We start from the raw sequence: 26197 nt of genomic DNA, 5'->3' as shown, positions 1-26197 counted from the left end.
TGGCGATGGCCAGGGGCAATTACAAACCGGAATCGGCGGTAACGCCCGCCACCAGGATGCCGGAAGCCAGCGCCTGCTCAAGATCAGACACCGGAATCGGCCGGCTGATCAGATACCCCTGGGCAAAGTTGCACCGGTGATTCTTCAGGAAACTCAGTTGCTCCTCGGTTTCGACACCTTCCGCGACCACCTGGATGCCCAGATTGTGGGCCAGATTGATCACCGCCCGTGTGATTACCGCATCATCATGGCGCTCGGTGACATCCGTGATGAAGGAACGGTCAATTTTCAGCAGATCCACCGGGAAGTCGCGCAGATAGCCCAGAGAAGAATAGCCAACTCCGAAGTCATCAATGGCCAGGTGCACCCCGAGCTGATGCAGGCGGGAGAGCTGGTTCAGGTTGTGCTCGATGTTCTGGATGAAGATCTCCTCGGTGAGCTCCACCTCCAGGCGACCAGCGGGTACATTTTCCCTGGCCAGAGCGTCCCGGATATGATCCACCAGGTCTTCATCGTCCAGCTCCCGGCCGGAGAGATTCACCGCAATGCGGAGCTCCTCTTGCGGGGTTCCCTTCCACCTTGCCAACTGGCGACACGCCGCCATCACCACCCAGCGACCGATATCGCTAATCCGGCCGCTTTCCTCGGCCAGAGGAATGAACTCCACCGGCGGCAACAGCCCCCGCCGTGGGTGCTGCCAGCGAATCAGCGCTTCAACACTCAGGATTTCACCGTTGTCCAGGTTCAGTTGGGGCTGGTAATAGAGCACGAATTCATTGTTGGCCAGGGCCTGGTTCAGATCCTTGTCCAGTTCCAGCCTCATCACCTCGCGTTCCTGCATGCCTTCGGTGTAGAACTGATAGGTGTTCCGGCCCTGCTCCTTGGCCCGGTAAAGGGCGATGTCGGCATTGCGCAGCAGGGTGTCCGCATCCAGGCCACTCTGGGGATACACCGCCACGCCCAGGGTGGCGGTGATGCAGTGGGATTGTCCCTGGACGTCGAAGGGCTGGTCAAAGCACTGTTTGATCTGGCCCAGCAGGTGGATGATGTCGTCGATGTCGTCCACCTGTTGCTGGCAGAGCATGAACTCATCGCCACCGGAGTAGGCCACCAGAATCCGTTCGTCGCTGAGCCGGTTCAGTCGCTCGGACACCTTGATCAGCAGTTCATCACCGAACTGGTGGCCAAGGGAGTCGTTGAGGGTCTGGAAGCGGTCCAGGTCGAGCATGACCAGGGCGACCTGGCGCATCTGGCGATCAGCGATATTCAGTGTATGGGACAGATCTTCCATGAAGAAACGGCGATTTGCCAGGCCGGTGAGGGTATCCGTGGATTCCAGCCGGGCCAGGTCCTTCTGAATGGCGGCTCGTTGTTCGATTTCCTGGTCCAGCTCCCTGCGGGTCTTCAGCAGGGTCCGGTTCCGTTTCAGGATCAGTTGCACCAGCAATGCGGTCAGGCTGGTGAGCAGGCCCATCAGCAGGAGCGTTGTGAAGGTCATGGCCGGCCAGGAGCTGTAGCGGTTTTCCACCCATTCCTGGGAAGGGTAGAGGGTCAGCGTCCAGTCCAGTGTTGGCAGGTTAACCGGGTGGCTATGGGCGAAGTCAGGATTAACGGATTGCGAGTCGTTCAGCATGTAGCGCACGGTGCCGGCCTGGCGAATCTCGATCCGGACAAACTCCAGCACCCGGCTGGTCAGGAGCTGGCGGGCCAGCACGTCCATCCGGAACACGCCGGCAATGAAGCCGTTGTTGTCGGCGCCGGCGCCCACCGGCGCATAGATCACCATGCCCTTGCCGCCCTGGCGCAGATCAATGATGCCGGACAGGTCCCAGTTGCCGGTTTGCCTTGCCAGCTCAAGGGCCTGCCGGCGTTCATCGTTGAACGCCACGTTGTAGCCGATAACTCCTTCGTTGTCGGTTACCGGCTCCAGCCAGCGGATAACAAAGTTCCGGTCGATCCACTCGATAGCCTGGTAAACACCAAAGTCGTCCAGGTAATTGCGGGCATCTTGCCGCCACTCACGTTCGGTCATGGAGGGATCTGCCTGCAGGCGTTTCGCCATGCGCCGGATGGCCTCGGAATGGACCAGGAATTCCCGTTCCAGATGGTTGGCCAGGGCCCGGGCTTCGTTGGCCAGATTGGCTTCAATCAGGTTTCTGTCTTGTTGTACCAGTCCGTAACGCAGGCCTTCGGCCAGGCCCAGAAAAACCAGAAAGATCGCTACCGGAAACAACGGACTCAAAAGGCCCGATATGATAGCTCCAGGAGACGATGCAGGTTTTTCCACAGGTTACTCCGTAACTTTGAACGGGTTGGCAGAGTGAAATCGTTTATGAGGCATTTTGGTCGGGTGCCGCCATCAGTCGCTGGATTCGGTCGTGCAACGAGACCCCGAAGGCACCATCAGACAGGGGTCTTGCAATTTCCGGTGAGGTCTGGCCCTGGAAAGCGGTGTTGGCTGCAAGGTCAATCACCCTGGGCTCTACCGGCCTCTTGTCGGCATCCAGCATGATTTCCACCCTCGGCTTCAGCTTGCGCCCCGGGTGTGTTGCCACCACGATGGCAACCTCTCCGGTAGACAGTTCTACCAGACTGCCGGGCGGATATACACCAATCATCCGAATGAAGGCCTCCACCATACTGGCATCGAACTGCTGGCCCCGGTTCCGGTAGAGAATGCGAATGGCATCGGAAGTGGGGAGACCGTCCCGGTAGCAGCGGTCGCTGGTGATGGCATCAAAGGCATCAACGATGGAGACCAGCCGGGCAAACCGGCTGATCTGCCATTCCGCCAGTTGTTGCGGGTATCCCCGGCCATCCATTCTCTCATGATGGTGGCAGGTAACATCGCTGATGATGGGGTCAAGGCCTGAGTCGGCCCGGAGCAGTTCGTACCCCAGCGTGGTGTGCTGACGCATGATGCTGAACTCGTCCGGAGTCAGCGCTCCGGGCTTGTTGAGGATCTCATCAGGCACCTTGAGCTTGCCGAGATCGTGCAGAAGCCCACACATTCCCACTGTCTCCAGATCATCGTCCGGCAATCCCAGAAAGCGGGCAAAGGCCACGGAAAAAATGGCAACCCGAAGGCAGTGCTCAGCGGTGTAGGCGTCCCGGGATTTGATTCGGCTCATCCAGAACATGGCGCTGGCATTGGCTTTCACACTCTCAACACACTCCCGGATGACCGGGCGGGCACTCTGGAGGTTGAGGTCGTTGCCGGCCTCAATCCTTCGGGTAACCTCCTCCACAAACGCCTGAGTGCGGCTCCAGGCCTCTTGTGCGCGGGGGATTTCCTGGGCCAGGGTGCGGGTTTCCGATAACGGCTCAGTCGTGCGCCGCCTGAGCAGCGATACCTGGTCAAGCACCGGATTCAGCCGGTCTTCCTCATCTTCCACGAGGACCCATTCGCAGTACTGGCGGAGAATCCGCGCCTCGTTATCACGGGTGAGGGTAAAACCCTGGAACAGAACCGGAACCTGGGTCCAGGGCCGGTCCAGGCTGACAATTCGCATACCCGGTTTTAACAGATCGACAGGCAGCCTTGCCCGTCGAAGGTCCGAAACGGGAGAGCGGGCACTGTGAGGAATCGTGCCTGCTGAACCCGGTGATTTTACGGCCGGTTTGCTGGATTTACGTCGGAACCACATGGCTCTGCCAGACTTCTGATTATTTGTGCTGATTATGTCAGACCTGGCAGGTCTGTTACAGCGGGGTGCCAGAAGTGTGACGTGGTTCCTGATTCGGGTCGGGTTTCAGGGCCGTGAAGAAACCCTGGGAATACCCAGGCGGGGAATCTCCTGCTTCGGGCATCGATCCATTACCACTGTCAGTCCCGCGGCCTCGGCCCGGGCAGCGCCCTCGTGGTTAATGACACCGATCTGCAGCCAGACCACCGGAATCTTCAGTTCGATGGCCTGATCAATGATCGCGCCGGTGCGCTCCGGCGCCAGGAACAGGTCAACCATGTCTACCGGTTCCGGAAGGCTATCAATGTCGGCGTAAACGGTTTCGCCAAGCACTTTCCGCCCGGCCAGCCGGGGATTCACCGGAATGATCCGGTAGCCATGGGCCTGCAGGTATTCCATGACCTCGTGAGAGGGCCGGCTGGTCTTTTCACTGGCGCCCACAAGTGCAATGGTTGTTACGGTTTCCAGAATATGGCGCAACTGGTCGGGATGGTTGCTTGGCATAAAGAATGGGCGCCTTCGCTGATTTAACGGTGTGCCTCAAGGCAGACTGACACAGATTCGGCATAGCGTAGCGCGTGTGGCTTGTCGATTTCCACCTGGGCCCATTGGACCGCCTCGTGCTCCATCACGATGGTCAGCACTTCATGGCTCAGCCGTTCCAGCAGGGCAAAGCGGTTACCATCCACATGGTGAATGATCTGCTTGGTGATCGTGCGGTAGTTCAGGGCCGCCGAAATCTCATTGCAGTTGACCGCCTCGGTGGCATCGTAAGTCAGGCTTACGTTAATCAGCACGTCCTGTTGATTGCTGATCTCTTCGTCCTTGATGCCAATATAGGCTCTCAGTAAAAGGTCCTTGATACGGATCCTGGCCTGGTGATTCCCGATAACCCCTGTCATACCGTCGCCCTCCGGGTCACTGTTCTCAGCGGTTGGTGCCGATCAGGTTGAGAAACTCGGTACGTGTCGCCTGGGATTTTCGGAACTGCCCCAGCATCATGGAGGTTTTCATGCGGGAATTCTGTTTCTCCACGCCCCGCATCATCATGCACATGTGCTGAGCCTCGATCACTACCGCGACGCCCTTGGCGTTGGTGACGCTTTCAATGGCCTCGGCAATCTGCCGGGTCAGGTTTTCCTGGATCTGCAGGCGGCGGGCGTACATATCGACAATGCGGGCAAACTTTGACAGGCCAAGCACCTTGCCCTGGGGCAGGTAGGCGATGTGGCACTTGCCAATGAATGGCAGCAGATGATGCTCGCACATGCTGTAGAGCTCGATGTCCTGAACCACTACCATCTCATCCATGGCGGATTCGAACACGGCATTGTTGACCATGTCACCGAGTTCCTGTTGGTAGCCTCGGGTCAGGAACTGCATGGCTTTGGCGGCACGTATGGGGGTGTCCTGCAGACCTTCGCGGTTGGTGTCTTCGCCCAGCCCGTCAATAATGGCCCGGTAGTAGCCTGCGAGGTCGTCAAGAAGTTTGGTCATAGTCTCTTCCGGTTAGCTGTGTCTTACGAGCACAGAAGCTTAAGTCAAATTGCCGGTCAGCTCCATGGTTTACGGGAACACTCCGGAAAAAGACCACTACACTTCGCCAGAAACGCCGCCTGGCCTGTTGGGCAAGGCTATGGCAGCCTGCACAGGTTTGTTCTAAAGTTTGAGGCTGTAAACGTTCGCCGGGGACAGGGCATGGAACAGGTGTTAGCCAACGTCGGTGGTGCAACCGCCGCAAGGCTTGATTTAGCCACTCTTGAAGGCTGGCAACAGGGAGGTAAATGGTTCAGTTACGAGGGCCATGCCATTTTCAGCCGGATGGCGGGCTCGGGAGAACCGCTGGTTCTGATTCACGGATTCCCCACCGCCAGCTGGGACTGGAACCGTCTTTGGCCCATGCTGGTGCAGCAGCACAATGTTCTGACCCTGGACATGCTGGGTTTCGGTTTTTCCGACAAGCCTCTGAACTACGATTACAGTATTGAGGACCAGGCTGACCTGTTCCAGGGCTGGATCGAGGGCCTGGGGCTGCCTTCGGTACATCTGCTTGTCCATGATTACGGATGCAGCGTGGCACAGGAGCTGCTGGCCCGTGAGCAGGAAGGTGGTGTGCCGTTCCGGATTGCCAGTGTGTGCTTTCTGAATGGTGCCCTTTTTCCGGAAGTGCACAATCCCCTGCTGATCCAGAAGCTGTTGCGAAGCCCTTTTGGCGGGCTGATCAGCCGGGGCCTGACCCGGCGCACTTTCGAGCGCAATTTCCGCCGGCTGTTCGGCAGTCAGAACCCGCCGGACCGGCAGGATATGGAAGACTTCTGGCACCTGCTGATCTACAACAACGGCCGGGGCATACTGCACCGCCTGATCCAGTTCATGGAGGAGCGCCGGTGTCATCGAAACCGGTGGGTCGGCGCTTTGCAGAAGGCAAAACAGCCCATGCGACTGATTTCCGGCACCGCCGATCCGGTGTCCGGTGCCGCGATGGCCAGACGTTACCGGGAACTGATTCCAGATGCCGATGTGGTCTGCCTGAGGAATACCGGCCATTACCCCCATTTCGAGTGCCCGTGGGACGTCTTCAGCGCCTACCGGGATTTACGCAAACAGTGCGATCAGTGAGCAGGTTCAGGGCACGCCATATGACCGTCATGCACACCCGCGAACCGGCGCTGACGCGGGAAGATCTGGTGCCAGTGCTGCTGGCCTCGGCGTCCATTCCGCTGGTGATGTCCGCGGTTGCCAGACCCTTCTGAGTAGCAGAGGGTCTATACTGGTACGGAGTACAGACCGAACAGCCTGGGAGAGCACCATGTCAGATGAGAAACCGGTAGTGGCCAGTAAGACACCCTTTTCCGTGCTGGTGGAGGCCGGCAAGAACTACTTCTGGTGTGCCTGTGGCCGCAGTGGGAGCCAGCCATTCTGCGACGGGTCCCACAAGGGGACCGGCATAACGCCGGTCAAATACGAGTCGGAGAAGAAGGAGTGGCTCTGGTTTTGCGGCTGCAAGCAGACCGGTAATCCCCCGCTTTGCGACGGTACCCACAAGAATCTTGCCTGAACAGGATAGAGGGAAATACTCAGGCCCGGGCCTTGCCGGCTGCCCCGTACACCAGCAGAAACGTAGCAAAGGCCGTCACCACAACCGAAGGCCCCGCGGGCGTGTCCAGGTGCCAGGACAGGCTCAGGCCTCCGGTCACCGCAACAAATCCGAACACCACTGCCATGGCCACCATGATTTCCGGGTTATGGGCGAGTCGCCTGGCCGTCGCGGCGGGAATAATTAGCAAGGCGGTGATCAGCAGCACACCGACGATTTTCATGGCCACCGCGATCACCAGGGAGAACATCAACATCAGTACCAGCCGGAGACGTTCCACGGCAATGCCTTCTACCCGCGCCAGCTCCTCGTGGATGGTACTCATCAACAGCCCGCGCCAGAGCATGGCCAGAAGGATCAGGATGAGTGCGGCGCCCCCGTAGATCCATAACAGGTCGTTCCGGCTCATGGCGAGCAGGTCGCCGAACAGCAGGCCGGTGAGATCCATCCGGACATCCGGCATGAAGCTCAGGGTAACCAGGCCGATGGCCAGGGCGCTGTGGGCGAGAATGCCCAGCAGGGTATCGGTGGCCAGGGCCTGGGTGCGGGAAAACATCACCAGTGCCATGGCCAGAACCACACAGATGATGATCACACCGACGTTCAGTGGCACGCTGATCAGGAAACTCAGGGCAATGCCGAGCAGGGCAGAGTGTGCCAGGGTGTCGCCAAAATAGGCCATGCGACGCCAGACCACAAAGCAGCCCAGCGGTCCCGCCACCAGCGCCACGCCCAGGCCGCCGATCAGGGCACGCCAGAAGAAATCGTCCAGAACGGCATCAATGGTGGGCATGGTCGCACCCCTCATGGCCGGTATGGGCGCGCTGCGGTCCAGCGGCAACCACATCGCCGTGCAGATCATGGCGATGATTGTGGTGGTGGTGGTAAACCGCGAGGGATTCCGCCACCGGCTGGCCAAAGGTTTCGATAAAGGCCGGGTCGTGGGAAATGTCCGCCGGCGAGCCGCTGCAGCACACATGCTGATTCAGGCAGATGACCTTGTCGGTGGCGGCCATTACCAGGTGCAGATCGTGGGAGATCATGATCACGCCGCAGTTCAGGTCGTCCCGGAGCTGGCGAATCAGGTCATACAGCGATGCCTGGCCGTTGATATCCACGCCCTGGGCCGGTTCATCGAGGACCAGAAGGTCCGGCTTCCGGGCCAGGGCCCGTGCCAGCAGCAGCCGCTGTTTCTCGCCGCCGGACAGGTGGTGGACGGAAGCGTCCAGCAGCTGTCCCACCCCGGTGCGGGCCAGGGCTGACTCGCATTCCGTCGGTGGCATACCACTGAGCAACATGAACCGCTTCACGCTCAGGGGAAGCGTTGCTTCGAGTGTGAGATGTTGCGGAACGTAGCCGATCACCAGGTTCTTCCGGAGCGACACCTTGCCATCCGACACCTTCTGAATACCAAGAATAGCCTTGATCAGGGTGGTCTTGCCCGCCCCGTTGGGGCCGATAACGGTGATGATATCCCCGCGGTGTACGCTCAGATTGACCCGGTCCACCACCGGCCGTTCGTCAAACCGGACGGTGAGATTGTCGAGGGTTACCAATGGGTCAGTCATGGCCGGGCTCGGCCTGGCAAAGGGGGCATAGCCCGGCGATCTCGAGGGTGGTGTTTTCGGTTCTGAAACCCTCGTCCGCAGCCGCTTTACGTACCTCGGAAGATACATCCGGCGCAGTCAGCTCCAGGACGTTGCCACAGGCGCGGCAGATCAGAAACATACCGGCGTGGCTTTCCCCGGGGTAGGTACAGCCGATAAAGGCATTGAGGGAGGCAATGCGATGCACCAGGCCGTTTTGCTGCAGGAAATCCAGGGCCCGGTAAACCGTGGGAGGGGCCGCGTTATGACCATCAGAGGCCAGCTCGGCGAGCACATCGTAGGCCCCCAGGGGCTTGTGGGACCGCCAGATAAGTTCCAGAACGCGCTCCCGGATGGGCGTCAGGCGGGCATTTTGCTGCTGACAGATGATCCTGGCATCAGCAAGGGCCTGGCTGACACAGGCATCGTGATTGTGGGGCCGATAGGGAGTGGGTCGGGCGAGCATGACGGGCATCCTGCAAAATTTGCAACATTATAACATTCACAGGAATTCCTGCCATCCCGGTGCGGCGGTCCGGGAGAACAGCTCAGTGACGGGTCTGCCGGGCGAGGGACTCCAGGAACTCAAGGTTGGGAATCCAGGCGTTTTCCCCATCCACTTCCACCTGCATAAGGTCAGCGGGGCCAGGTTCGCCATCCAGCTTCCTGACCTGTTCCCCGGTCAGGCGGGCCTGGCTGGGAATACCCTGGGTAACCAGGGCCATGAACGGAACTTCCTTGTGGTGGTCTCCGATGCTGTTGAGAACCACAATCCGGCCACGGTTGTCGCCGGGCACGGTCAGGGCGCCGCCGTTGGCCGCGTCGTAGGAAATCACCGGAAGCTGCAGGCCACGCCAGTCCAGGTAGCCCACAAGCCACTGTGGCGTGTTGGCTACCGCTTCGGTGCTGGCGTAATCCACGACTTCCGCAATCGAGACGTTGGGCAGCAACAGTTGCCGACCGCTCATGGGAATCATGACGCAGGAGAGGGTTTGGCTGTTGTCATTCATTGCTTGTTTCCTCAGGCGGAATCCCGTTTCTGCCGGTTCTTGAGCAGGCAGGATTGTTCAATGATGTTTACCAGTTCCCGGGCCAGTTGTTCCGGGGAGCCGCAGAATCCGGTGCAGCCGGTGGCTGCCACGGAGTCCGGCATTGAGCTGTTACCGCAACTGGTGCCTTCCTGCACCCAGATCCGGCTGCCGTAGGCTTTCAGCAAAGGTGCTGCAATCGCGCCGTCGTTGCCCATGCCGGAAAAAAGAATCGCATGGCAGCGCTGGCCATAATGATCCGCAACATTCAGCAGCACCTGGTCGATGGAAGGGCCGTAGGGCCCCGGCCAGGTGTTGCTGGTTTCCGTCAGCGCACCCTGCTCATTCAGCGTCCATTCGTGTTCAACCGGCATCAGTACCACATCGCCGTTTTTCACCCGATAGCCTTCGTCTGCCCGTTTGAGCTGGTAATGGGCATGGCGCCCCAGCACCCGGATCAGCACATCGGTGAAATTGCCATCAATGTGCTGGGCGTAGATAAAACCCACAGGAAGGCCGGCTGGAAGGTGATCGAGGAATGTCTTGACCGCCGCCGGACCACCCAGCGAGGCGCCCAGAATCCAGACTTCCTCGGCCACCGATCCGGGAATTGCCGGCGGAATCCAATGTGGCAGGTCCGGCAAGGGGCGCGCGTCCGGCGCGTCCTCCTCCAGTTGCTCCAGCGCCGCCTCGGAATCCAGTTCCTCCAGATGCCCAAGCTGTTGCTCCAGCTTGCCCAGCAGTCGCCGTTCCCAGCGAAAATACTCGGTGCTGCCGGGCTTGGGCGCTTCGTCCAGACCGAACAGCACCGGCGCTTCGGTGCTCTCCAGAAGGTGATCGAACAGCACCGGGTGATCCGCCTCGTCTTTCAGGGTCACCAGCCAGAGGCTGGCATCCGGAAACTCCGGATAGCCCCTAAGCCGGTCCGGGTCCCCGGAAAAGCAGATGTCGAGACCGAACCTGGCCGTGGCGGCCTGCAAGCGATGACGCTGCAGGACCACATCCGAGACAATCCCGACCCTCGGCCTGGCAGACTGGCCGGCCATCACTGCCTTCCGGTCAGCCGCTCAATCGTCTTAAGCAGCTCGGTTTCCTGGAAGGGCTTACCGAGATACTCATTCACGCCGATGGCGAGCGCCCGCTCGCGGTGTTTCTCACCGGTACGGGAGGTGATCATGCAGATCGGAGTTTCCCGCAGGTTATCGTCGTGGCGCACGAAGCTGGCAACCTCGAAGCCATCCATACGCGGCATCTCGATATCCAGCAGAATAATGTCCGGTTTGTGGTCCTGAAGCTGGGCCACGGCATCCAGGCCGTCTTTCGCGGTGATGACTTCCATGCCGTTGCGCTCCAGCAGTCGCGAGGTCACCTTCCGTACCGTAACCGAATCGTCCACCACCATCACCACGGTGGCCTGTTCTTCATACCGCGCCGACTCGCGGGCTTTCTCGAGATTGGCCAGGCGCTGGCGTTCGGACAGGATGTCGGAACGGATCATCGCCGGCAGGTCGAGAATCACCACCACGTTGCCATCCCCCAGGATGGTGGCACCGGACACGCCCCGGACCGTGCTGAACTGCGGGCCAAGGGATTTAACAACAATTTCCCGGCTGCCCATCAGGTTATCCACTTGCAGGGCCATGGGCTGTTCGGCACCGCGAACCAGAATCACCGGTAGTGGCAGGGCCTGACCCTGCAGCTTGGGGTGGTGGTCGCTGTTCAGCAGGCTGCCGAGGTACTGGAGCCGGTATTGCTGGCCGGCATACTCGTACATCGGCGCGTCCGGCTTGTAGTACTCCTCGAGTTCGTAGGTGCTGACCCGGACAATCCCTTCAATGGTGTTCAGCGGAATGGCGTAGAAGTCTTCACCGGTGGAAACCATCAGGGCCCGGTTCACGGATACGGTAAACGGCAGGCGCACCGTGAAGGTCGTGCCACGACCGACCGCTGAGTCGATATCCAGGCTGCCACCGAGCTGCTTGATTTCACTGGCAACCACGTCCATGCCCACACCACGACCGGAAATCTGGGTTACCTGCTGGGCGGTCGAGAAGCCCGGCTGCAGGATGAACTGCAGGATTTCCCGTTCGGAGAGATCCTCATCTTCCCTCAGCAGGCCCTGGCGGATGGCCTTGTCGCGGATGACCGGGGAGGAAATGCCGGCGCCGTCGTCAATCATGCGCAACACCACATCACCACCTTCACGGGTCAGTGACAGGGTGACTTCGCCGGTTTCCGGCTTGCCGGATTTCCTGCGCTCGGCGGGGCTCTCGATACCATGGTCAAGCGCGTTCCGGAGCATGTGCTCCAGCGGCGCAATCATGCGCTCGAGGATGTTCCTGTCCATCTCGCCTTCGGCGTTGCGGACATCGAAGTCCACTTTCTTACCCAATTCGCCGCTGATCTGGCGGACGATCCGCCGCAGGCGCGGCACCATGGAGGCGAACGGAATCATCCGGGTCTTCATCAGACCTTCCTGGAGTTCCGTGTTGATCCGCGACTGCTGTACCAGCAGGGTTTCTGTGTCCCGAACCCGGTCAGACAGGGTTTCACGAAGGTCTGCCAGGTCAGAGGAGGACTCGGTCAGTGCCCGTGACAGCTGCTGAATGGATGAGTAACGGTCCATCTCCAGGGGATCGAAATCGTCGCCGTAGTCCGGCCCGTGTTCCTTTTCGGCACTGAACAGGATCTGGGCTTCGGTTTCGATTTCCATCCGGCGCAACTGCTCCCGCAGGCGCTCGATGGTGGCGGCCATTTCGTCCAGGGTGTGGCTGAAATCGCTGGTCTGTTGCTCCAGCCGGCCACGGGTGATACTGGTTTCACCCGCCAGGTTGACCAGCTCGTCCAGCAGCGGCGCGGATACCCGGATGGTTTCCTGGGCAGTGCGCTGTGCTTCCGCCGCCTGTTTGCGAACCTTGGCGGGAGCTTTCGCAGGTTTCGGTGCCGGTGCTGCCGGTTGTTCAGCGCTGCCTGGGTCTTCCGGTTTTTTCGGTTCCGGCGCGACGGGGGCCGGCCTGGGCTCTTCGGCCTGGACCCGTTCCGGCGCAGACGCACCGGATTCAAACCGTTTCCGGATATCGGAGACCAGGGCAATAATGGCGTCGTGGTCTTCGGCAATGGCCTGCCACTGTTGCTCGTCGGGGGCATTGCCGCCCAGATCAATCAGCCGGGTTTCAAAGGCGTGGGCCTTGTCGCCGAGCTGGGTAAGCTGGGACAGCCGGGCGCCACCCTTGAGGGTATGCACGGCCCGTTGGGCTTCCTGGTTGAGGTTGTGGTTTGCGGGCTCCTTGCGCCAGTCATCGAGCAGATGTTCCAGCTGATCCATGATGTCACCGGCTTCCTCGAGGAAGATTTCCAGAACTTCCGGATCAATGGCTTGCTGTCCCGTTTTTTCGGATTCTTCACGAGGTGAGGCAGTCTCTCCGGCAGCGATGTCGTGGGCTGACCGGAAGTCAGCGATGAGTCTGTCATCGGGTTCCGGCTTTTTGCCTTCTTCCAGGCTGTTGAGCATGGCCTTGAGGCTGGCCAGCGCGCGGTCACTGAGGCCCAGCAGGGTATTCTGGTTGTTGGCACCCGAAATCAGGGGGTCCAGGGCGTCGGACCAGGCTTCCGCCAGATCGGCAATCGGGTCAATGTCAGAGAGTCTTGCTCCGCCTTTGAGGGTATGCAGTTCCTGCTGCAACTGGGTCACGCCGGTCAGTTCTTCCGGTTCGTCGCGCCACTGGTGCAGACACTCACGGATGGCGCCGAGGATTTCCAGACCTTCGTCCAGGAAAATACCAATGAGGTCGTCATCACTGGCCTGTGCCAGGGTAGTGCCGAGACTGGCTGTTTCCGGCATTGCCTCGGCAGGCCCGGCTTCTGTCGGCTCACCGGACTCTTCCACGCCGGCCAGAGGCGGCATGGGTTCGCCATGAAGAAGAACCTGAATCTTCGCGACCAGTTCGTGCGCTGGCGGGCAGGGTTTCTGGGTGGCGACCTGTTCGACCATCTGGGCCAGCCGGTCATGGCAGGCGAACAGCAGGTCGTTCATGGTATCGCTGACGTCCAGCCGACCTTCGGCAACCTTTTCGAAAAGGTCTTCAAGAACGTGAGCCAGGTCGCCGATGGCTTCGACGCCGGCCATTCTGGCGCCACCCTTGAGGGTATGCACGTCCCTCTGGAGTTCCGCGGCAACCAGGCGATTCGAGGGATCCTCGGTCCAGCTGTGCAGGGCGCTGGCGGTGGAGTTGATCAGGTCATAGGCCTCTTCCAGAAAGATGCCCAGCAGTTCCGGATCCAGGTGGGAGAGGTCGGTTACGCCGTCCCCGGCATCAGGCTCCTGTCCGGAGGCACCCCCGGCCGGCCTGAACCTCTCCGGCTGGCCAAGCTCCGGAAGTGGAGCCTGCTCCCCGGAGCTGTCCTCCAGACCCGTGTGATCGTCCTGGTCTTTGACGTTAGTCACCGGTCGTGTCCCGGTGACGCTGTCCGTGTAAGCCTGGATCTCACCGATCAGGTCCGGTGCCGGGCGCGGTGTCTCCCCGGCTGCCAGGTTTGCTACCATGCCGGCCAGGCGATCATGGCAGCGGAACAGCAGATCTGACAGCTCATCGTTGACCGACAGCCGTTGTTCAGTCAGTCCTTCGAACAGGTTCTCCAGTTCGTGGGAGAGATCGCCAACGGCAGGAATATCCGCCAGGCGTGCACCGCCCTTGAGGGTATGCAGGTCCCGTTGCAGCAGGCGGAGGATATCGAGGTTGCCGATGTTTTCGCTCCAGCTCTGGAGGGCTTCCGCGGTACTGTCGATGAGGTCCCGGGCTTCTTCCAGGAAGATTTCCGCCAGCTCCTCGTCCATATCGTCGGCGGATTCTGACATGTCCGGCAGGGGCAGCTGTTCTTCGGCCGGGGATGTTTCTTCCGAAGGGGCCCCGGTATCATCCACGCCGAAGCTGAGATCGATCTCTTCCAGGTCGTCGGTGAACTCCCGTTCGAAGATATCCGGCTCGGCGTGTTCTTCCGTTGGGGCCTGTTTTAGGGCTTCGAGACTGGCAACCAGCTCGTCACTGGGCTCGGTGGCGAGTCCGGCGGCGACCTGATCCATCATGTTGATCAATTGTTCGTGGGCGGACCGAACGGTCTCAAAGAAATGGTGATCGGGCGCTTCATGGCTTCCGGCGGCGAAATCGTAGGTGTCTTTCAGGGCACCTGAAAGCGCAGCCACGTCGGTAAGACCGGCACCGGAGGACCCCTGGGCGAGCTGCCCAAGTCCGGAGCGAAGCTGGTCCAGTGAGCCAGTCTCCTGGGGGTTAGCGGCCCAGTGATCAAGAATCCGGTCGGCATCCAGAACGATATCCAGACCTTGGTTCAGGAACAGTTGAACCAGCAGAGAGGGGGCTTCCTGCTGATGCTGGTCGGTCTTGTCTTCGCTACGAGCGCGCAGGATCTCATCCGTGAGGTGATCCAGCTTTTCAAGGAAGGCTTCAGTGCCTGGCAGGGAGGTCTGCGGGTTTTCTCGAATCTGGGCCAGTCCCTGGGTCAGGAAATCGCAGGCAGACCCGATCAGCGAGAGAACCTCGCGGTTGGCCCGTTTGTTCTGGGCGCGGGATTCCTTGACGAACCGTTCCAGCGGCGTGATGACTGCCGCAATCGGTGCAATGCCGGCCGTATGGGCGCTGCCCTTGAGTGTGTGAAGGGCCCGGGAAAGATCGTCGGTATAGGTAACGGTCGTTTTGTCACCGGCTGTGGCCAGGAAGTCCTTCAGCGTTTGCAGGTGAGTCTCGGTTTCGCTCTCAAAGATATCGAGTAAAACTGGATCAACGGCGTCTTCCTCCGCTTCTCCAGCGTCAGTTCCAGTCTCTGTTTCCACCTCGTCCATGGATTCCGCGGCAGGCATTATGCTGGCGTCCGGAATTTCACCATTGGCCAGGGCGCTGGCCCGGGCTTCAAGATTGGAAATATCCAGTGAGGGCGGCCGGCGCTTTTCAAAATCCTCAACCAGTGCCGGCAGATTGGCGGTGACATCGTCCAGCAGGCTGGCAATGTCGTCATTCATGAAGATGCTGCCGTCGATGACCCGGTTCAGCATGTTTTCCACGGACCAGGCCAGTTCCCCGACAACCAGCGCGCCAACCATACGGCCACTGCCCTTCAGGGTATGGAACGCCCGGCGGACTTCCGATAGCGCGCTGCGGTCATCGTGCTGACGCAGGAGCATGGGCAGGTACTCGCGGATGGTCTCGAGGACCTCGCCGGCTTCCTCGATAAAGATTTCAAGGATCTCGTCGTCGATCAGGTTGTCGTCATCGGCGGGCTCTTCAACGGCGGCGGAGGTGTCCGCGGGCGTGAGTTCAGGTTCCTCGACAGGGGGCGCCTGCTCCATTGGCGCTCCAGCGGCTTTTCGAGTACCCGCTTCGGCCCGGGCCTCGCCGTCGGTTCGGCGTGTGGTAGCCATGGCTTCGGCGCGCTGAATCAGCTCACCGACATCACCGGCTATCTGGCCGGCCTTGAATTCCCGAATCAGAGATTGAATGCGGGCATTGACCTCATCCAGCAGAGTAAACATGCCGTCGGTCGGGCGGATGGTCTGGTCGATGACACGGTTGAGCAGATTTTCCGCCGACCAGGCCAATTCACCAATACTGGTTGCGCCGACGAGGCGACCACTGCCCTTGAGCGTATGGAAAGCGCGACGAACTTCGGTCAGGGCTTCACGATCATCATGATTCTGGTGCAGGCGCGGGTAGAACTCATGGATGGTTTCGAGAACTTCCTCGGCTTCCTCGACAAAAATACCGAGGATTTCATCGTCCAGAAGTTCCGAATCCGAGCCTTTGGATTCTTCGGCAGTGGCTGCATCGGATTCCGGAGGCTCTTCAGCCGGCTCAACCACGGGAATTTCTTCCGCATCGGATTCGGACCAGGTGGGCTCGGCACCAACCGGGAAGCCGAGGGAGGCCAGGCTGTCCTCGGCCACTCTGAGGATGGAGTCGTTCTCGCCGATCCCTTCGGCAAGGCGCTCCAGGTAATATTCGATACTGGTTACCGCATCGGCCAGGATGTCGAGCTGTTGCCAGTCCGGTACCTGCTTGCTGCCCAGCAGCACGTCGGTAATGTAGCGCTCGGCTGAGGCCAGCATGGTGGCGACGCGATCCAGCGGGATCAGGCTGAGACCACCGCGGATGCTGTGCAGCAGGCCGGGCACGTGCTCAATTTCCCGGGTATCCCACTGTGATGCAATGAAGTTCACAATGGCGGACTTGACCTGTTCCAGCGTGTTCCGGGATTCTCTCAGCAGGGCGCCACTGGCCTCTCCAAGCTCACGAGAGCCCAGGTTGACCGGAGTATCGGTAGCGTCATCGCCGGAGGTTCCCTGGCGGCCTTCTGCGTCCAGGCCGGCCAGGCTGGCTTCGATATAGAGCAGCGCACCGGCAATGTCCATCAGGGTGCCGTCATCCACCTGTTCGGTCTGGACGCTGAGTTTTTCGACCAGATCAATCTGCTCGGTAATGACTTTTCGTGGTATGCCAAGACCGAGTACCGCCAGGGTGTTGGCCACCTGGCGCAGTCCGGGCAGCAGGTCGTCAAGCTCGCTGTTCTGGCGCAGCTCTGAACGCACATACAGGTCGAGCTGATCTTTTAGCTTGGCCAGCTCTTCGTTAAGTGCGCCGACAACCGAGTGGATAGCATCCCGGCCAGGGCCGGAGACCCGGCTTCGGGCGGCATCCACGTCGTCTTCCGAGGGTAGGGCCTGACTGAGCTGGTACGCATCCCGAAGGGCACGGACCTGGGGTGAATCCAGGTCCCGCGCGAGGGCCACGTAATAAAGCAGGTGTTTGAGCAGCGCGTCCGGCGCCGGTTGCTGAAGAATATCCGCGTGCTCATCGGTCAGCCGGCGTACTTCGCTGTCCAGCTCCCGCAGCAGGGACTTCACCGCTGCGTTCACCGGATTGACGTTTGCCTGCAGCGTTTCAACGAAGGCGCTTGCGGCTTTCCAGAGTTCGCCCCTGGGGGTTTTCTGGCATAACCGGATGAGTCGTTGAATGACCTTCTGCATGTAATCGAAGTGGGCGCCGAGATCCGCCTCCCGGATGACGCCGGCCAGAGCGAACTGGTACATTTGCCGCAGTTTGCGGATGTGGCCGAGAACTGTCGGGTCCTGCAGGCGCTGTGAAACCTTCCCGGTGACCCGGATCTTCGAGGGGCTCAGGTCAGGTTTGAACAGTGACGTATCAGACAGCAGGGGTTCGCCCCGGGCAGCGCGGAGGTCATTGAGCAGCGGCAGCAGCACCATTGGAAAATCGTCCTGGCTGCTGGCCAGGTGCTCAAGGTACTGGGGCAACTGCAGGATCGCCTGCATCAGTACTTCGACCGCTTCATCCGTATGGGCAACGGTCTCGTTGAGTACCGCCTGGGTGAGCTTTTCCATTTCTTCGGTGAGCAGTGCCGCACCGTAGAGCTCGACCATTTGCAGGGTGCCGTGTACCTGATGGAGATAATTCAGGCAGAAGCGCAGGCGCGCAGTGTCGTCACGATTCTCGACATACGCTTCCAGTGCATGCTGACCCTGGGTCAGCGTGTCCTGTATTTCGCCCCGAACCCAGTCGAGGGCGATGCTGTCATGGTGATTGCCCATAACCACTCCGGTTATTCTTCGTCAGTCTGGCGTTTGATCCACGCCAGCACATGTTCCGAGGGAACCCTCTGTAACCCTGGAGGCTGCCAATCGGTCAGTTCCCCCTGGCCCAGAACCAGCAGCCCCCCGGGCGCCAGCCGCTCTGCAAGTCGCTTGACAATTTCCCGCCGGCGCCAGCGGCGAAAATAAATCAGCAGATTCTGGCAGAAGATAATGTTCATCCCGTGCATGGGTGCCTTGTCGAGATCCAGAACGTTCAGTCTGGTAAAGCACACCCTGTCGCGGATGCTTTTCACAATTTCTACGGTATTCCGCTCGGCCGGGCGGAAATACCGGGATTTCATGTCCTCGTCCACTCCCAGCAATTTGCGGGGGTTGAACTGGCCGTTCCTGGCCTTGTCGATCACAGGCTTGCTGATATCAGAGCCGGTGACACCAAACAGTGGCTGCAACGCCAGTTGGCTCATGCATTCGTTCAGCACCATGGCCAGTGTGTACGGCTCCTCTCCGGTGGAGCACCCGACACTCCAGGCTTCCAGGGAACGCTTCTTCAACGGTTCCCGGGGCCGTGTCAGAACATAGTCGGAAACCAGCCGGAAGGCGTCGGGATCCCGGAAGAACCGGGTTTCCTGAACCGTCAGCCTGTCTACCAGCGTTGACCATTCCCTGATCGCATCCGGTCCGGAGACGATTTTTTCGTAATAGGCCTGGTAGCTGCTGCAGCCGATTTCCCGCATCCGGATGCCAAGGTTGGTCTCCAGAAATGAACGGCGCCCGGCCGACAGGGTTATACCGGTGCGATGTTCCAGCAGGGTTTGCCACTGGCTGAACTGCGCCTCGTCCATATCGGGGAGTCGGCGCAGTGACCAGATGCCCTCGGCAGGTGACAGGTTGTTATGCATTTGCGCCATAAACTGTCAACAGCCCTGGATCCGAAATCAGCCCACCACCGGAACGTTGCTGTCTTCCTCTTCTTCCTGACCGGCCTCGTCTTCTTCTGGCAAGGTGAAGCCGGCAACGGAGGACCGCAGCTCGGACGCCATTTCCGCGAGGTTACCGATAGACTTCGCAGTGGCGTTGGTGCCGGAGGACGTCTGTGACGTGATTTCCTGGATAACGTTCATGGTGTTGGAAATGTGCGCCGCAGACGACGACTGCTGTCGTGCCGCGTTGGAGATGTTCTGGATCAGTTCCGCCAGAGACATGGATACGTTCTCGATTTCCTCGAGGGCGATACCCGCGTCCTGGGCGAGACGGGCACCACGGACCACTTCGGCGGTGGTGTGTTCCATGGAGATAACCGCTTCGTTGGTATCGGACTGGATCGTCTTGACCAGCGCTTCGATCTGCTTGGTTGCCGCAGAGGAACGCTCCGCCAGCCGCTGAACTTCGTCCGCAACCACCGCGAAGCCCCGGCCCGCGTCACCGGCCATGGAAGCCTGGATTGCGGCGTTCAGGGACAGAATGTTGGTCTGGTCGGCAATGTCGTTGATCAGGGATACGATGTCACCGATTTCCTGGGAAGATTCACCCAGGCGCTTGATCCGCTTGGAGGTTTCCTGAATCTGCTCACGGATGTTGTCCATGCCGCGGATGGTGTTCTGCACCACTTCCGCGCCTTTCTTGGCGATCGCAACCGACCGCTCCGCAACCGCAGAGGATTCCGCCGCGTTCGAGGATACCTGGTCGATGGATACCGCCATCTCGTTCACCGCGGCGGAGGCGCCGGCAATTTCCTGAGCCTGGTGCTCGGAGGCGTCGGCCAGGTGCATGGCCGTGGCCTGGGTTTCCTGGGCGGCCGACGCTACCCGCACGGCAGTACCACGAATCGCCTGCACCAGTCCGCGCATCTGGTCAATCGCGTAGTTGATGGAGTCCGCGATGGCACCGGTGAAGTCTTCGGTGACCGTGGCCTCGGTGGTCAGGTCACCATCGGCCAGGTCGGCCAGTTCGTCCAGCAGTCGCAGGATCGCGTTCTGGTTCTGTTCGTTCTGTTCCTGGGTGGCCGCCAGCCGGGCCTGGGCATCGCGGTACAGGGCGAGGCCGATGAACACAACAATCGCGACCATGGCGGCCAGGATGGCAAAGGCCAGGGTCGGGCTGATCAGTCGCGAGCCGGACTGATTACGGAAACTCTCCGCCAGTACAGAGAGTTCGGAAAGCAGGATTTCGGAATTCTGGAAGATGTCGCTGGCGGCGTTGCGCACCTTGAAGAGGTCGGGAGAGGCTTCAAGGATGGCGTCTACATTCTGGAAAACGAACTGGAACAACTCATCAACGGCCTCGAGGCCGTAAATGGCATCTTCATCGTTTACCCGGGAGATGCCCATGGCTTCGTTGCCATTGAGCTGGCCTTCAAGGACCCGGCCAAACAGGCTGGCGTCCCGGCCGAAACGGTCGGCGGCGATAACCGCATCCTCGTCACCGGAAAGTACGTTGTTCACCGAGCGGACAATCCGCTCCGCCAGCAGGGACTGGCGCTGCGCCAGTGCGATCTGTTCGGCGGGCGCGTTGTTGTCCAGCAGGATCTGCACGATGTCGTCGTACTCGACCTGAAGCTGTGGGATGGTTTCGTTGAGGGTCCGGGCTACTTCGTGCAGGCCAAGTACCGCATGCTGGGTCGAGAGGATGCTGTCGGCGTTTTCCCGGACGGTACTCCAGTGCTCCTGTACACCGCTTTGCCGGGCCAGCTCACTCGGTGGCAGGCCGGTTGCCGGATTGCCCTCGGTCACGTTGGTCCAGAGCTGCTGGAAATCATCACGGGAGCGGCGCAACTGGTTGAATGCTTCGGCGGTACCACCGGCCGCCTCAGTCGCATTCTTCGCGATCTGCTGCGAGAGCACTCTCAGCTCGGCGGTGTTGGCGATGTATTCCTGGTCGTTCTGGCTGTCTTTATTGATAATGAACAGCACCACAACGAGCAGGACGGTGAGTGCGATCAGTGCGGCGATCAGGCCGGCAACCAGCTTGTTGCCTCCCTGTCCCATACCGAGTCTTCCGGCTCTGTTCTTCATTTTCTGGCTCCCGGCCTCTTCAAGAAATTGGCAAGTTTGTTTTATCGGGTTTCAGGCGGTCAGGGTGATGTTCCTGCCATTGTCACCACCCTTACCACTGTGCGACGTCCAGGAAGCGTTCGTCTTCGAGCAGGTCGACGGCCGAAAACACTTTCCAGACTTCTTCGTTGCGCTCGTAACCGCCTGAGACAAACGGCCGAACGTTTTCAGGTACGCCTTCGGGCGCATCCTTGAAACTGTCTGTTGCGAAGTACTGCATGCCCAGTACGCTGTCGACCACGAGCCCGCTGAAAATGTCCCCCTGTTCAACCACCAGTACCCGGCGCTCACGCTGGCTTCGGGACGAGCGGGGGATATCAAAAAAGCCGGCGAGATCGACAAGAGGCAGGAGTCGGCCACGAACATTGGCAGCTCCGAGCAGAAACGGGCGAACCCCGGGAATGTGGGTGAACCGGGGGACGTGCAGGATTTCAGTGACTTCGCCCATTGGGGCAACGTAGCGTTCACCCGCAAGAACGAAACCAATGCCGTTCCACAGTTCAACGGCTTCCTGCTGCTCCGGCAGACCGGCGGCCAGGGACCGGCTGCGTTGGGCGATATCCGTCAGAACGGCAAAAGGGGCGGCCTGGGCGGACATGCATACTCCACGGTTGGGGATCAGGCAATCAGACTGTTGATTGTTTTGATCAGATCGTCTTCGTTAACCGGTTTGACCAGATAACCCTTGGCGCCCTGGCGCGTGCCCCATACACGATCAGTTTCCTGATCCTTGGTGGTCACGATAACCACGGGGATGGATGCGGTCTCCGGCGCGCGGGTCAGTTGACGGGTTGCCTGGAAGCCGTTCAGACCCGGCATAACCACGTCCATCAGAACCAGATCCGGGGTTTCGGCACGGGCCTTGGCAACGCCGTCCGCGCCATTATCGGCCGTCAGGACTTCGTGCTTGTGCTTTTCCAGAATGGTGGAAATTTTCTTAACCTCGGTAGGGGAATCGTCAACAATCAGAATGCGGGCCATGGTTTCCTCGATGGTTCTTGGGGTCAGCAGGTTTACTGTTCCGCCTGCGGAACGTACTGGCGGATGGTATTAAGAAGCTCATCCTTGCTGAACGGTTTGGTCAGGTACTGGTCCGAGCCGACGATCCGGCCTTTGGCTTTGTCGAACAGCCCGTCCTTGCTGGAGAGCATGATAACCGGCGTCTTTTTGAAGGAGGAATTGTTCTTGATGAGTGCGCAGGTCTGATAGCCGTCCAGGCGGGGCATCATGATATCGACAAAAATGATGTCCGGCTGGGAATCGGCAATCTTGGCGAGAGCGTCAAAGCCGTCCGTTGCGGTGATGACCTCGCAGCCGACCTTTTTCAGAAGGGTTTCCGCGGTGCGACGTATGGTTTTGCTGTCGTCGATCACCATGATCTTCAAGTTCTCGAAGTTGTCATCCATTGTCCAACTGCCTTGCGCTCAGCGACTGTCATTATTTTAGAACGGAGTTTTTAACACAAACCCCGGGGTTCTTCTATAAACCCCGCTCATTTATAGATTATCAATGGCCGGATAAAAAGTATTAGTTTGTGTCCAAATGTACTTCTGCCCGCAACGTCACGTAACTGACTGAGGATTTCTCCGGATGCATTCGCAGCTCGGGTACAATACCATCTGGTTTCACAGCATAGCACTGTTTGCCCGGTGCACTCTGCAGACCGGTTCGTGTTTTTAACCTTCAGGAGCGCAAGAGAGCCTATGACCGTCCGCCTCGGGATCGTGATGGATCCGATTGAAGATATCCACTTCCGGAAAGACAGTTCACTGGCCATGTTGCTGGCCGCCCAGAAACGGGGCTGGCAGATCGAGTACATGGAGTTGCCGGACCTGTATCTGGATGGCGGCAGGGCCATGGCCCGCACCCGGGATCTGACCGTGCACATGGATCCCGAGAACTGGTACAGCTTCGGCCCGGGCCAGGACCGGGCTCTGGGCGATCTGGATGTGATCCTGATGCGCAAGGACCCTCCGGTGGACCGGGAGTTCCTGATGGCCACCTATATTCTGGAGTCGGCCGAGCAACAGGGCGCGCTGGTGGTCAATCCTGCTTCGACACTGCGCGATTGCAATGAAAAGCTGTTTGCCACCCAGTTCGAGGATCTGACACCACCGCTGTTGGTCAGCCGGTCGGCGGCCCGTTTCCGGAAGTTCTATGCCGAGCACGGCGATGTCATCATGAAGCCGGTGGATGGCATGGGTGGTCACTCCATCTTCCGTATCCGGGAAAATGACTTTAATCTCGGGGTAATCATTGAAACCCTGACCAACTATGGCAGCCATCAGGCCATGGCCCAGAAATACATCCCGGAAATCAGTGAGGGCGACAAGCGCATTCTGCTGATTGACGGTGAGCCGGTGCCCTATGCCCTTGCGCGAATTCCATCCCAGGGAGAGAATCGCGGCAACCTGGCCGCTGGCGGGCGGGGCGAGGGCCGTGAGCTGACCCCCAGGGACCGTGAAATCTGTGATCGTGTGGCGCCGGTGATCCGGGAGAAAGGCCTGATTTTTGTAGGGCTGGACGTGATCGGTGATTATCTTACCGAGATCAACGTTACCAGCCCGACCTGCATCCGGGAGCTTGATACGGCCTTCGGGATCGATATTGGGGGCATGCTGATGGACGCCATTGCAAAGCGTCTGGGACAGGCGTAACCCGGCAACACGGGCGGGGCAGGTTTAACGACGGGACCAAGATCAGCAATGGCAGCTCAGGTAAGCGACTTTGACCGGTTTTCCTTCACCCTTTTTATGGCATTGGCGGTGCACGCCATTGTTGTACTGGGGGTCAGCTTTGCGCCTGAACCGCCCCGGTCGTCCGCTCAGGCCATGGAGATTACCCTCGCCCGGTCTGATGACGGGAAAGCACCGGAGAAAGCGGACTTTCTGGCCCAGGTCAGCCAGCAGGGCAGTGGTACTGAAGAAGAGGTCCGGGAAATGACCACGCCCCAGCCGGCCGATGCCAGCCAGCCGGAAGTGGCGCGGGTCCGGCCGGAGCCACCGGCACAGACCGAGCCGCAGCCGCGCCGGGAAAAAACGGTGGTGCAGACCGAAAGCCGGTCCAGTCAGAAAGTGCGGCAGCCGGAGGAGCGGGCGACACCGGAAGAAGAGCCACTGCCGGTGCGCAAGAAAAAGAGCCTGATGGAGCGCAGTCTTGAGATCGCCAGCCTGGAGGCCCGCTTCGACGCCCAGCAAAGGGCCTACGCCCGGAAGCCGAGGGTGATGCGCGTAACCGCAGCCTCCACACTCAAATCCACCAACGCCTGGTACGTACAGAATTGGGTGACCAAGGTGACCCGGGTTGGCAATATCAACTACCCCACCGAGGCGCGTCGTGCCGGAATCTATGGCACACTAAGGATGCTGGTGTCCCTGAAGAAAGACGGCACCCTCAAAGAAGTGGCGATTCTGCAGTCCTCCGGCAGCACCGTCCTGGACGATGCCGCCATCCGGATTGTCAGAATGTCCGCACCTTTTGCCCCCTTCCCCGAGGAAATGCGGCAAGAGGTGGACGAACTTGAAATCATACGTACCTGGTCGTTCCAGCGTCGGGGGCTGACATCCGGATGACAGCGTCAAAACATTCTCCCCACAGCCTGCGGCACCACTTTCTGGTGGCTTCGCCTTACCTGGCCGACCCGCGTTTCCATGGCGGCGTCATCTATCTCTGTGAGCATTCCGATGATGGTGCCCTGGGATTGATGATCAATCACCCGTTGGATATCCATCTGGGTGAGATTCTGGAGCAGTTGGACCTGCCTGGAGGTGAGCTGGACTTACCGGTATTCAGTGGTGGCCCGGTGCAGCCGGAGCGGGGCTTTGTCCTGCATCCTCCCGGGACCAACTGGCAGGGCACTGCAAAGGTGACCGAAGACGTTTTGCTGACCACGTCCCGTGATGTCCTGGCAGGCATTGGCCGCGGGGAAGGGCCGGAGGAATACCTGGTGGCGCTCGGGTACTCGGGCTGGGGCGAGGGCCAGCTGGAGGACGAGCTGGGCAGCAACGCCTGGCTCACGTGTCCAGCTACCACGGATATCCTGTTCCGGACTCCCTGGGCAGATCGTTACAGGGCCGTGCTTGAAGTCATTGGCATTGATCTTAACCAGCTCAGTGAATCGGTTGGCCATGCCTGAGACCGGTAACCGGCGCGTGATGGCGTTTGATTTCGGGACCCGCCGGATCGGGGTTGCCAGCGGTCAGGAAATGCTGGGAACCGGCCAGCCCGTGGCGCTGATAGCCGCCCGGGACGGCATTCCGGACTGGCAAAGGATTGAAATGCTGCTGCAGGAGTGGCGTCCGGATCTGGTGGTGGTTGGTCTGCCGCTGAATATGGACGACACCGAGAACGACATGTGTGCCCGGGCTCGCAAGTTCGGCAAGCGCCTCCACGGCCGTTACCATGTGCCGGTTGAAATGGTGGACGAGCGCCTGACCAGTTTTGAGGCCAAGGGCGATGTAATGGCAGCCGGTGGCAGTCGCGACTTTGGCCGCCATGGGGTGGATGACCGGGCGGCGGTTCTGATTCTGGAAACCTGGTTTGGCCTGCAGGGCGACCTTGCCGGTGAATGATTGTGTGGATAGCCACCGGCTTTTAATAACAGTGAGGCATGAATGACCGCATTGCTTGATATCGACCAGTTACTGGATCAAATGGAAACCGGATTGCGCCAGGTTCTTGAGCAACGGGGCGCTGAATCCCCGGTGCTCATTGGTATTCGTACCGGTGGGGTCTGGCTGGCCGATGTGCTTCGCAAGCGTCTTGGTATCGAGGAGCCGTTCGGGGAACTGGATATCTCCTTTTATCGTGATGATTTCAGCCGCATCGGGCTTAACCCCAGGGTTAAGCCTTCCAGTCTGCCCTTTGATACCGAAGGACGGGACATCATCCTGATTGACGATGTCATCATGAGTGGTCGCACCATTCGCGCGGCAATGAATGAAATTTTCGATTATGGCCGTCCAGCCAGTATCATACTGGCCACCCTGATCGACCTAGGAGCCCGGGAACTGCCGATCCAACCGGACGTGACTGGCAGGACAATGGCACTGGATTCCCATCAGCGCGTCAAGCTCCGTGGCCCCGACCCGCTTCGCATCGAGTTCCAGGAAGCCGGACAGTAAACCTCCGAATACA

Annotated in this window: 23 protein-coding genes; 7 read left to right on the top strand and 16 right to left on the bottom strand. The window is 59.8% G+C overall.

Annotated features, from left to right (window positions below; translation table 11 throughout):
• Positions 1–19: 19 nt before the first annotated feature.
• The 5 genes from QPL96_RS11610 to folE all read right to left on the bottom strand — a co-directional run bounded on the left by QPL96_RS11610 (position 20) and on the right by folE (position 5183).
• Positions 20–2287 (bottom strand): bifunctional diguanylate cyclase/phosphodiesterase, encoded by a 2268-nt coding sequence (locus QPL96_RS11610; RefSeq protein ID WP_303287532.1) that lies wholly within the window; start codon positions 2285–2287, stop codon positions 20–22.
• A 43-nt stretch (positions 2288–2330) separates the two neighbouring features.
• The gene (locus QPL96_RS11605) at positions 2331–3647 is read right to left on the bottom strand and encodes an HD-GYP domain-containing protein (protein WP_303287531.1); all 1317 of its coding nucleotides are present in this window, start codon (positions 3645–3647) and stop codon (positions 2331–2333) included.
• Between the two features lie 105 nt (positions 3648–3752).
• Positions 3753–4190 (bottom strand): CoA-binding protein, encoded by a 438-nt coding sequence (locus QPL96_RS11600; RefSeq protein ID WP_303287530.1) that lies wholly within the window; start codon positions 4188–4190, stop codon positions 3753–3755.
• 23 nt (positions 4191–4213) lie between these two features.
• Positions 4214–4588, bottom strand: coding sequence for a dihydroneopterin triphosphate 2'-epimerase (folX, locus tag QPL96_RS11595; RefSeq protein ID WP_303287529.1), 375 nt, complete (start codon positions 4586–4588; stop codon positions 4214–4216).
• A gap of 25 nt (positions 4589–4613) precedes the next feature.
• The gene (gene folE, locus QPL96_RS11590) at positions 4614–5183 is read right to left on the bottom strand and encodes a GTP cyclohydrolase I FolE (protein ID WP_303287528.1); all 570 of its coding nucleotides are present in this window, start codon (positions 5181–5183) and stop codon (positions 4614–4616) included.
• 201 nt (positions 5184–5384) lie between these two features.
• Here folE and QPL96_RS11585 point away from each other — a divergent pair, with 201 nt between their 5' ends.
• A complete protein-coding gene (locus QPL96_RS11585; RefSeq protein ID WP_303287527.1) occupies positions 5385–6305 on the top strand; it encodes an alpha/beta fold hydrolase in 921 nt (306 codons plus the stop codon).
• Positions 6306–6495: 190 nt separating this feature from the next.
• Positions 6496–6744, top strand: coding sequence for a CDGSH iron-sulfur domain-containing protein (locus QPL96_RS11580; protein ID WP_303287526.1), 249 nt, complete (start codon positions 6496–6498; stop codon positions 6742–6744).
• A 19-nt stretch (positions 6745–6763) separates the two neighbouring features.
• Here the strand turns inward: QPL96_RS11580 and QPL96_RS11575 are convergent, their stop codons facing one another.
• The 11 genes from QPL96_RS11575 to pilG all read right to left on the bottom strand — a co-directional run bounded on the left by QPL96_RS11575 (position 6764) and on the right by pilG (position 22467).
• The gene (locus tag QPL96_RS11575; RefSeq protein WP_303287525.1) at positions 6764–7576 is read right to left on the bottom strand and encodes an iron chelate uptake ABC transporter family permease subunit; all 813 of its coding nucleotides are present in this window, start codon (positions 7574–7576) and stop codon (positions 6764–6766) included.
• Positions 7563–8351 carry a zinc ABC transporter ATP-binding protein ZnuC gene (gene znuC / locus QPL96_RS11570; RefSeq protein ID WP_303287524.1) on the bottom strand — a complete coding sequence of 263 codons (789 nt, stop codon included), beginning with the start codon at positions 8349–8351 and terminating at the stop codon, positions 7563–7565. The genes QPL96_RS11575 and znuC overlap by 14 nt, the downstream gene beginning before the upstream one ends.
• Positions 8344–8835, bottom strand: a complete 492-nt coding sequence (locus QPL96_RS11565) for a Fur family transcriptional regulator (protein ID WP_303287523.1) — start codon at positions 8833–8835, stop codon at positions 8344–8346. Before QPL96_RS11565 ends, znuC begins: the two co-directional genes overlap by 8 nt.
• Before the next feature lie 82 nt (positions 8836–8917).
• Positions 8918–9379, bottom strand: coding sequence for a chemotaxis protein CheW (locus tag QPL96_RS11560; protein ID WP_303287522.1), 462 nt, complete (start codon positions 9377–9379; stop codon positions 8918–8920).
• Positions 9380–9390: 11 nt separating this feature from the next.
• On the bottom strand, positions 9391–10443 hold the full coding sequence (locus tag QPL96_RS11555; protein ID WP_303287521.1) for a chemotaxis protein CheB: 1053 nt from the start codon (positions 10441–10443) through the stop codon (positions 9391–9393).
• Positions 10443–18008, bottom strand: a complete 7566-nt coding sequence (locus QPL96_RS11550; protein ID WP_303287520.1) for an Hpt domain-containing protein — start codon at positions 18006–18008, stop codon at positions 10443–10445. The genes QPL96_RS11555 and QPL96_RS11550 overlap by 1 nt, the downstream gene beginning before the upstream one ends.
• Positions 18009–18019: 11 nt before the next feature.
• Positions 18020–18919 (bottom strand): protein-glutamate O-methyltransferase CheR, encoded by a 900-nt coding sequence (locus tag QPL96_RS11545; protein ID WP_303287519.1) that lies wholly within the window; start codon positions 18917–18919, stop codon positions 18020–18022.
• Between the two features lie 27 nt (positions 18920–18946).
• Positions 18947–21022: a methyl-accepting chemotaxis protein gene (locus tag QPL96_RS11540; RefSeq protein ID WP_303287518.1), complete on the bottom strand. Its 2076-nt coding sequence runs from the start codon at positions 21020–21022 to the stop codon at positions 18947–18949.
• A 91-nt stretch (positions 21023–21113) separates the two neighbouring features.
• Positions 21114–21659 carry a chemotaxis protein CheW gene (locus QPL96_RS11535; protein WP_303287517.1) on the bottom strand — a complete coding sequence of 182 codons (546 nt, stop codon included), beginning with the start codon at positions 21657–21659 and terminating at the stop codon, positions 21114–21116.
• Positions 21660–21679: 20 nt separating this feature from the next.
• Positions 21680–22042 (bottom strand): twitching motility response regulator PilH, encoded by a 363-nt coding sequence (gene pilH / locus QPL96_RS11530; protein WP_011787171.1) that lies wholly within the window; start codon positions 22040–22042, stop codon positions 21680–21682.
• Between the two features lie 32 nt (positions 22043–22074).
• Positions 22075–22467, bottom strand: a complete 393-nt coding sequence (gene pilG, locus QPL96_RS11525; protein WP_008175635.1) for a twitching motility response regulator PilG — start codon at positions 22465–22467, stop codon at positions 22075–22077.
• A 297-nt stretch (positions 22468–22764) separates the two neighbouring features.
• Here pilG and gshB point away from each other — a divergent pair, with 297 nt between their 5' ends.
• From gshB to pyrR, 5 genes are read left to right on the top strand one after another with little or no spacing between them, the layout of a single operon-like run.
• On the top strand, positions 22765–23718 hold the full coding sequence (gene gshB, locus QPL96_RS11520; protein WP_303287516.1) for a glutathione synthase: 954 nt from the start codon (positions 22765–22767) through the stop codon (positions 23716–23718).
• 48 nt (positions 23719–23766) lie between these two features.
• Positions 23767–24633 carry an energy transducer TonB gene (locus QPL96_RS11515; RefSeq protein WP_303287515.1) on the top strand — a complete coding sequence of 289 codons (867 nt, stop codon included), beginning with the start codon at positions 23767–23769 and terminating at the stop codon, positions 24631–24633.
• Entirely contained in the window at positions 24630–25196 is a 567-nt protein-coding gene (locus tag QPL96_RS11510; RefSeq protein WP_303287514.1) for a YqgE/AlgH family protein, read from the top strand. Before QPL96_RS11515 ends, QPL96_RS11510 begins: the two co-directional genes overlap by 4 nt.
• Positions 25189–25632, top strand: a complete 444-nt coding sequence (gene ruvX / locus QPL96_RS11505) for a Holliday junction resolvase RuvX (protein ID WP_303287513.1) — start codon at positions 25189–25191, stop codon at positions 25630–25632. The genes QPL96_RS11510 and ruvX overlap by 8 nt, the downstream gene beginning before the upstream one ends.
• Positions 25633–25674: 42 nt before the next feature.
• Positions 25675–26184: a bifunctional pyr operon transcriptional regulator/uracil phosphoribosyltransferase PyrR gene (gene pyrR, locus QPL96_RS11500; protein WP_303287512.1), complete on the top strand. Its 510-nt coding sequence runs from the start codon at positions 25675–25677 to the stop codon at positions 26182–26184.
• The last annotated feature ends 13 nt before the right edge of the window (positions 26185–26197 follow it).

It is taken from the genome of Marinobacter sp. SS8-8 (assembly GCF_030540945.1).
Taxonomy (GTDB): Bacteria; Pseudomonadota; Gammaproteobacteria; order Pseudomonadales; family Oleiphilaceae; genus Marinobacter.
This window is presented reverse-complemented; position numbering and strand designations above follow the sequence as displayed.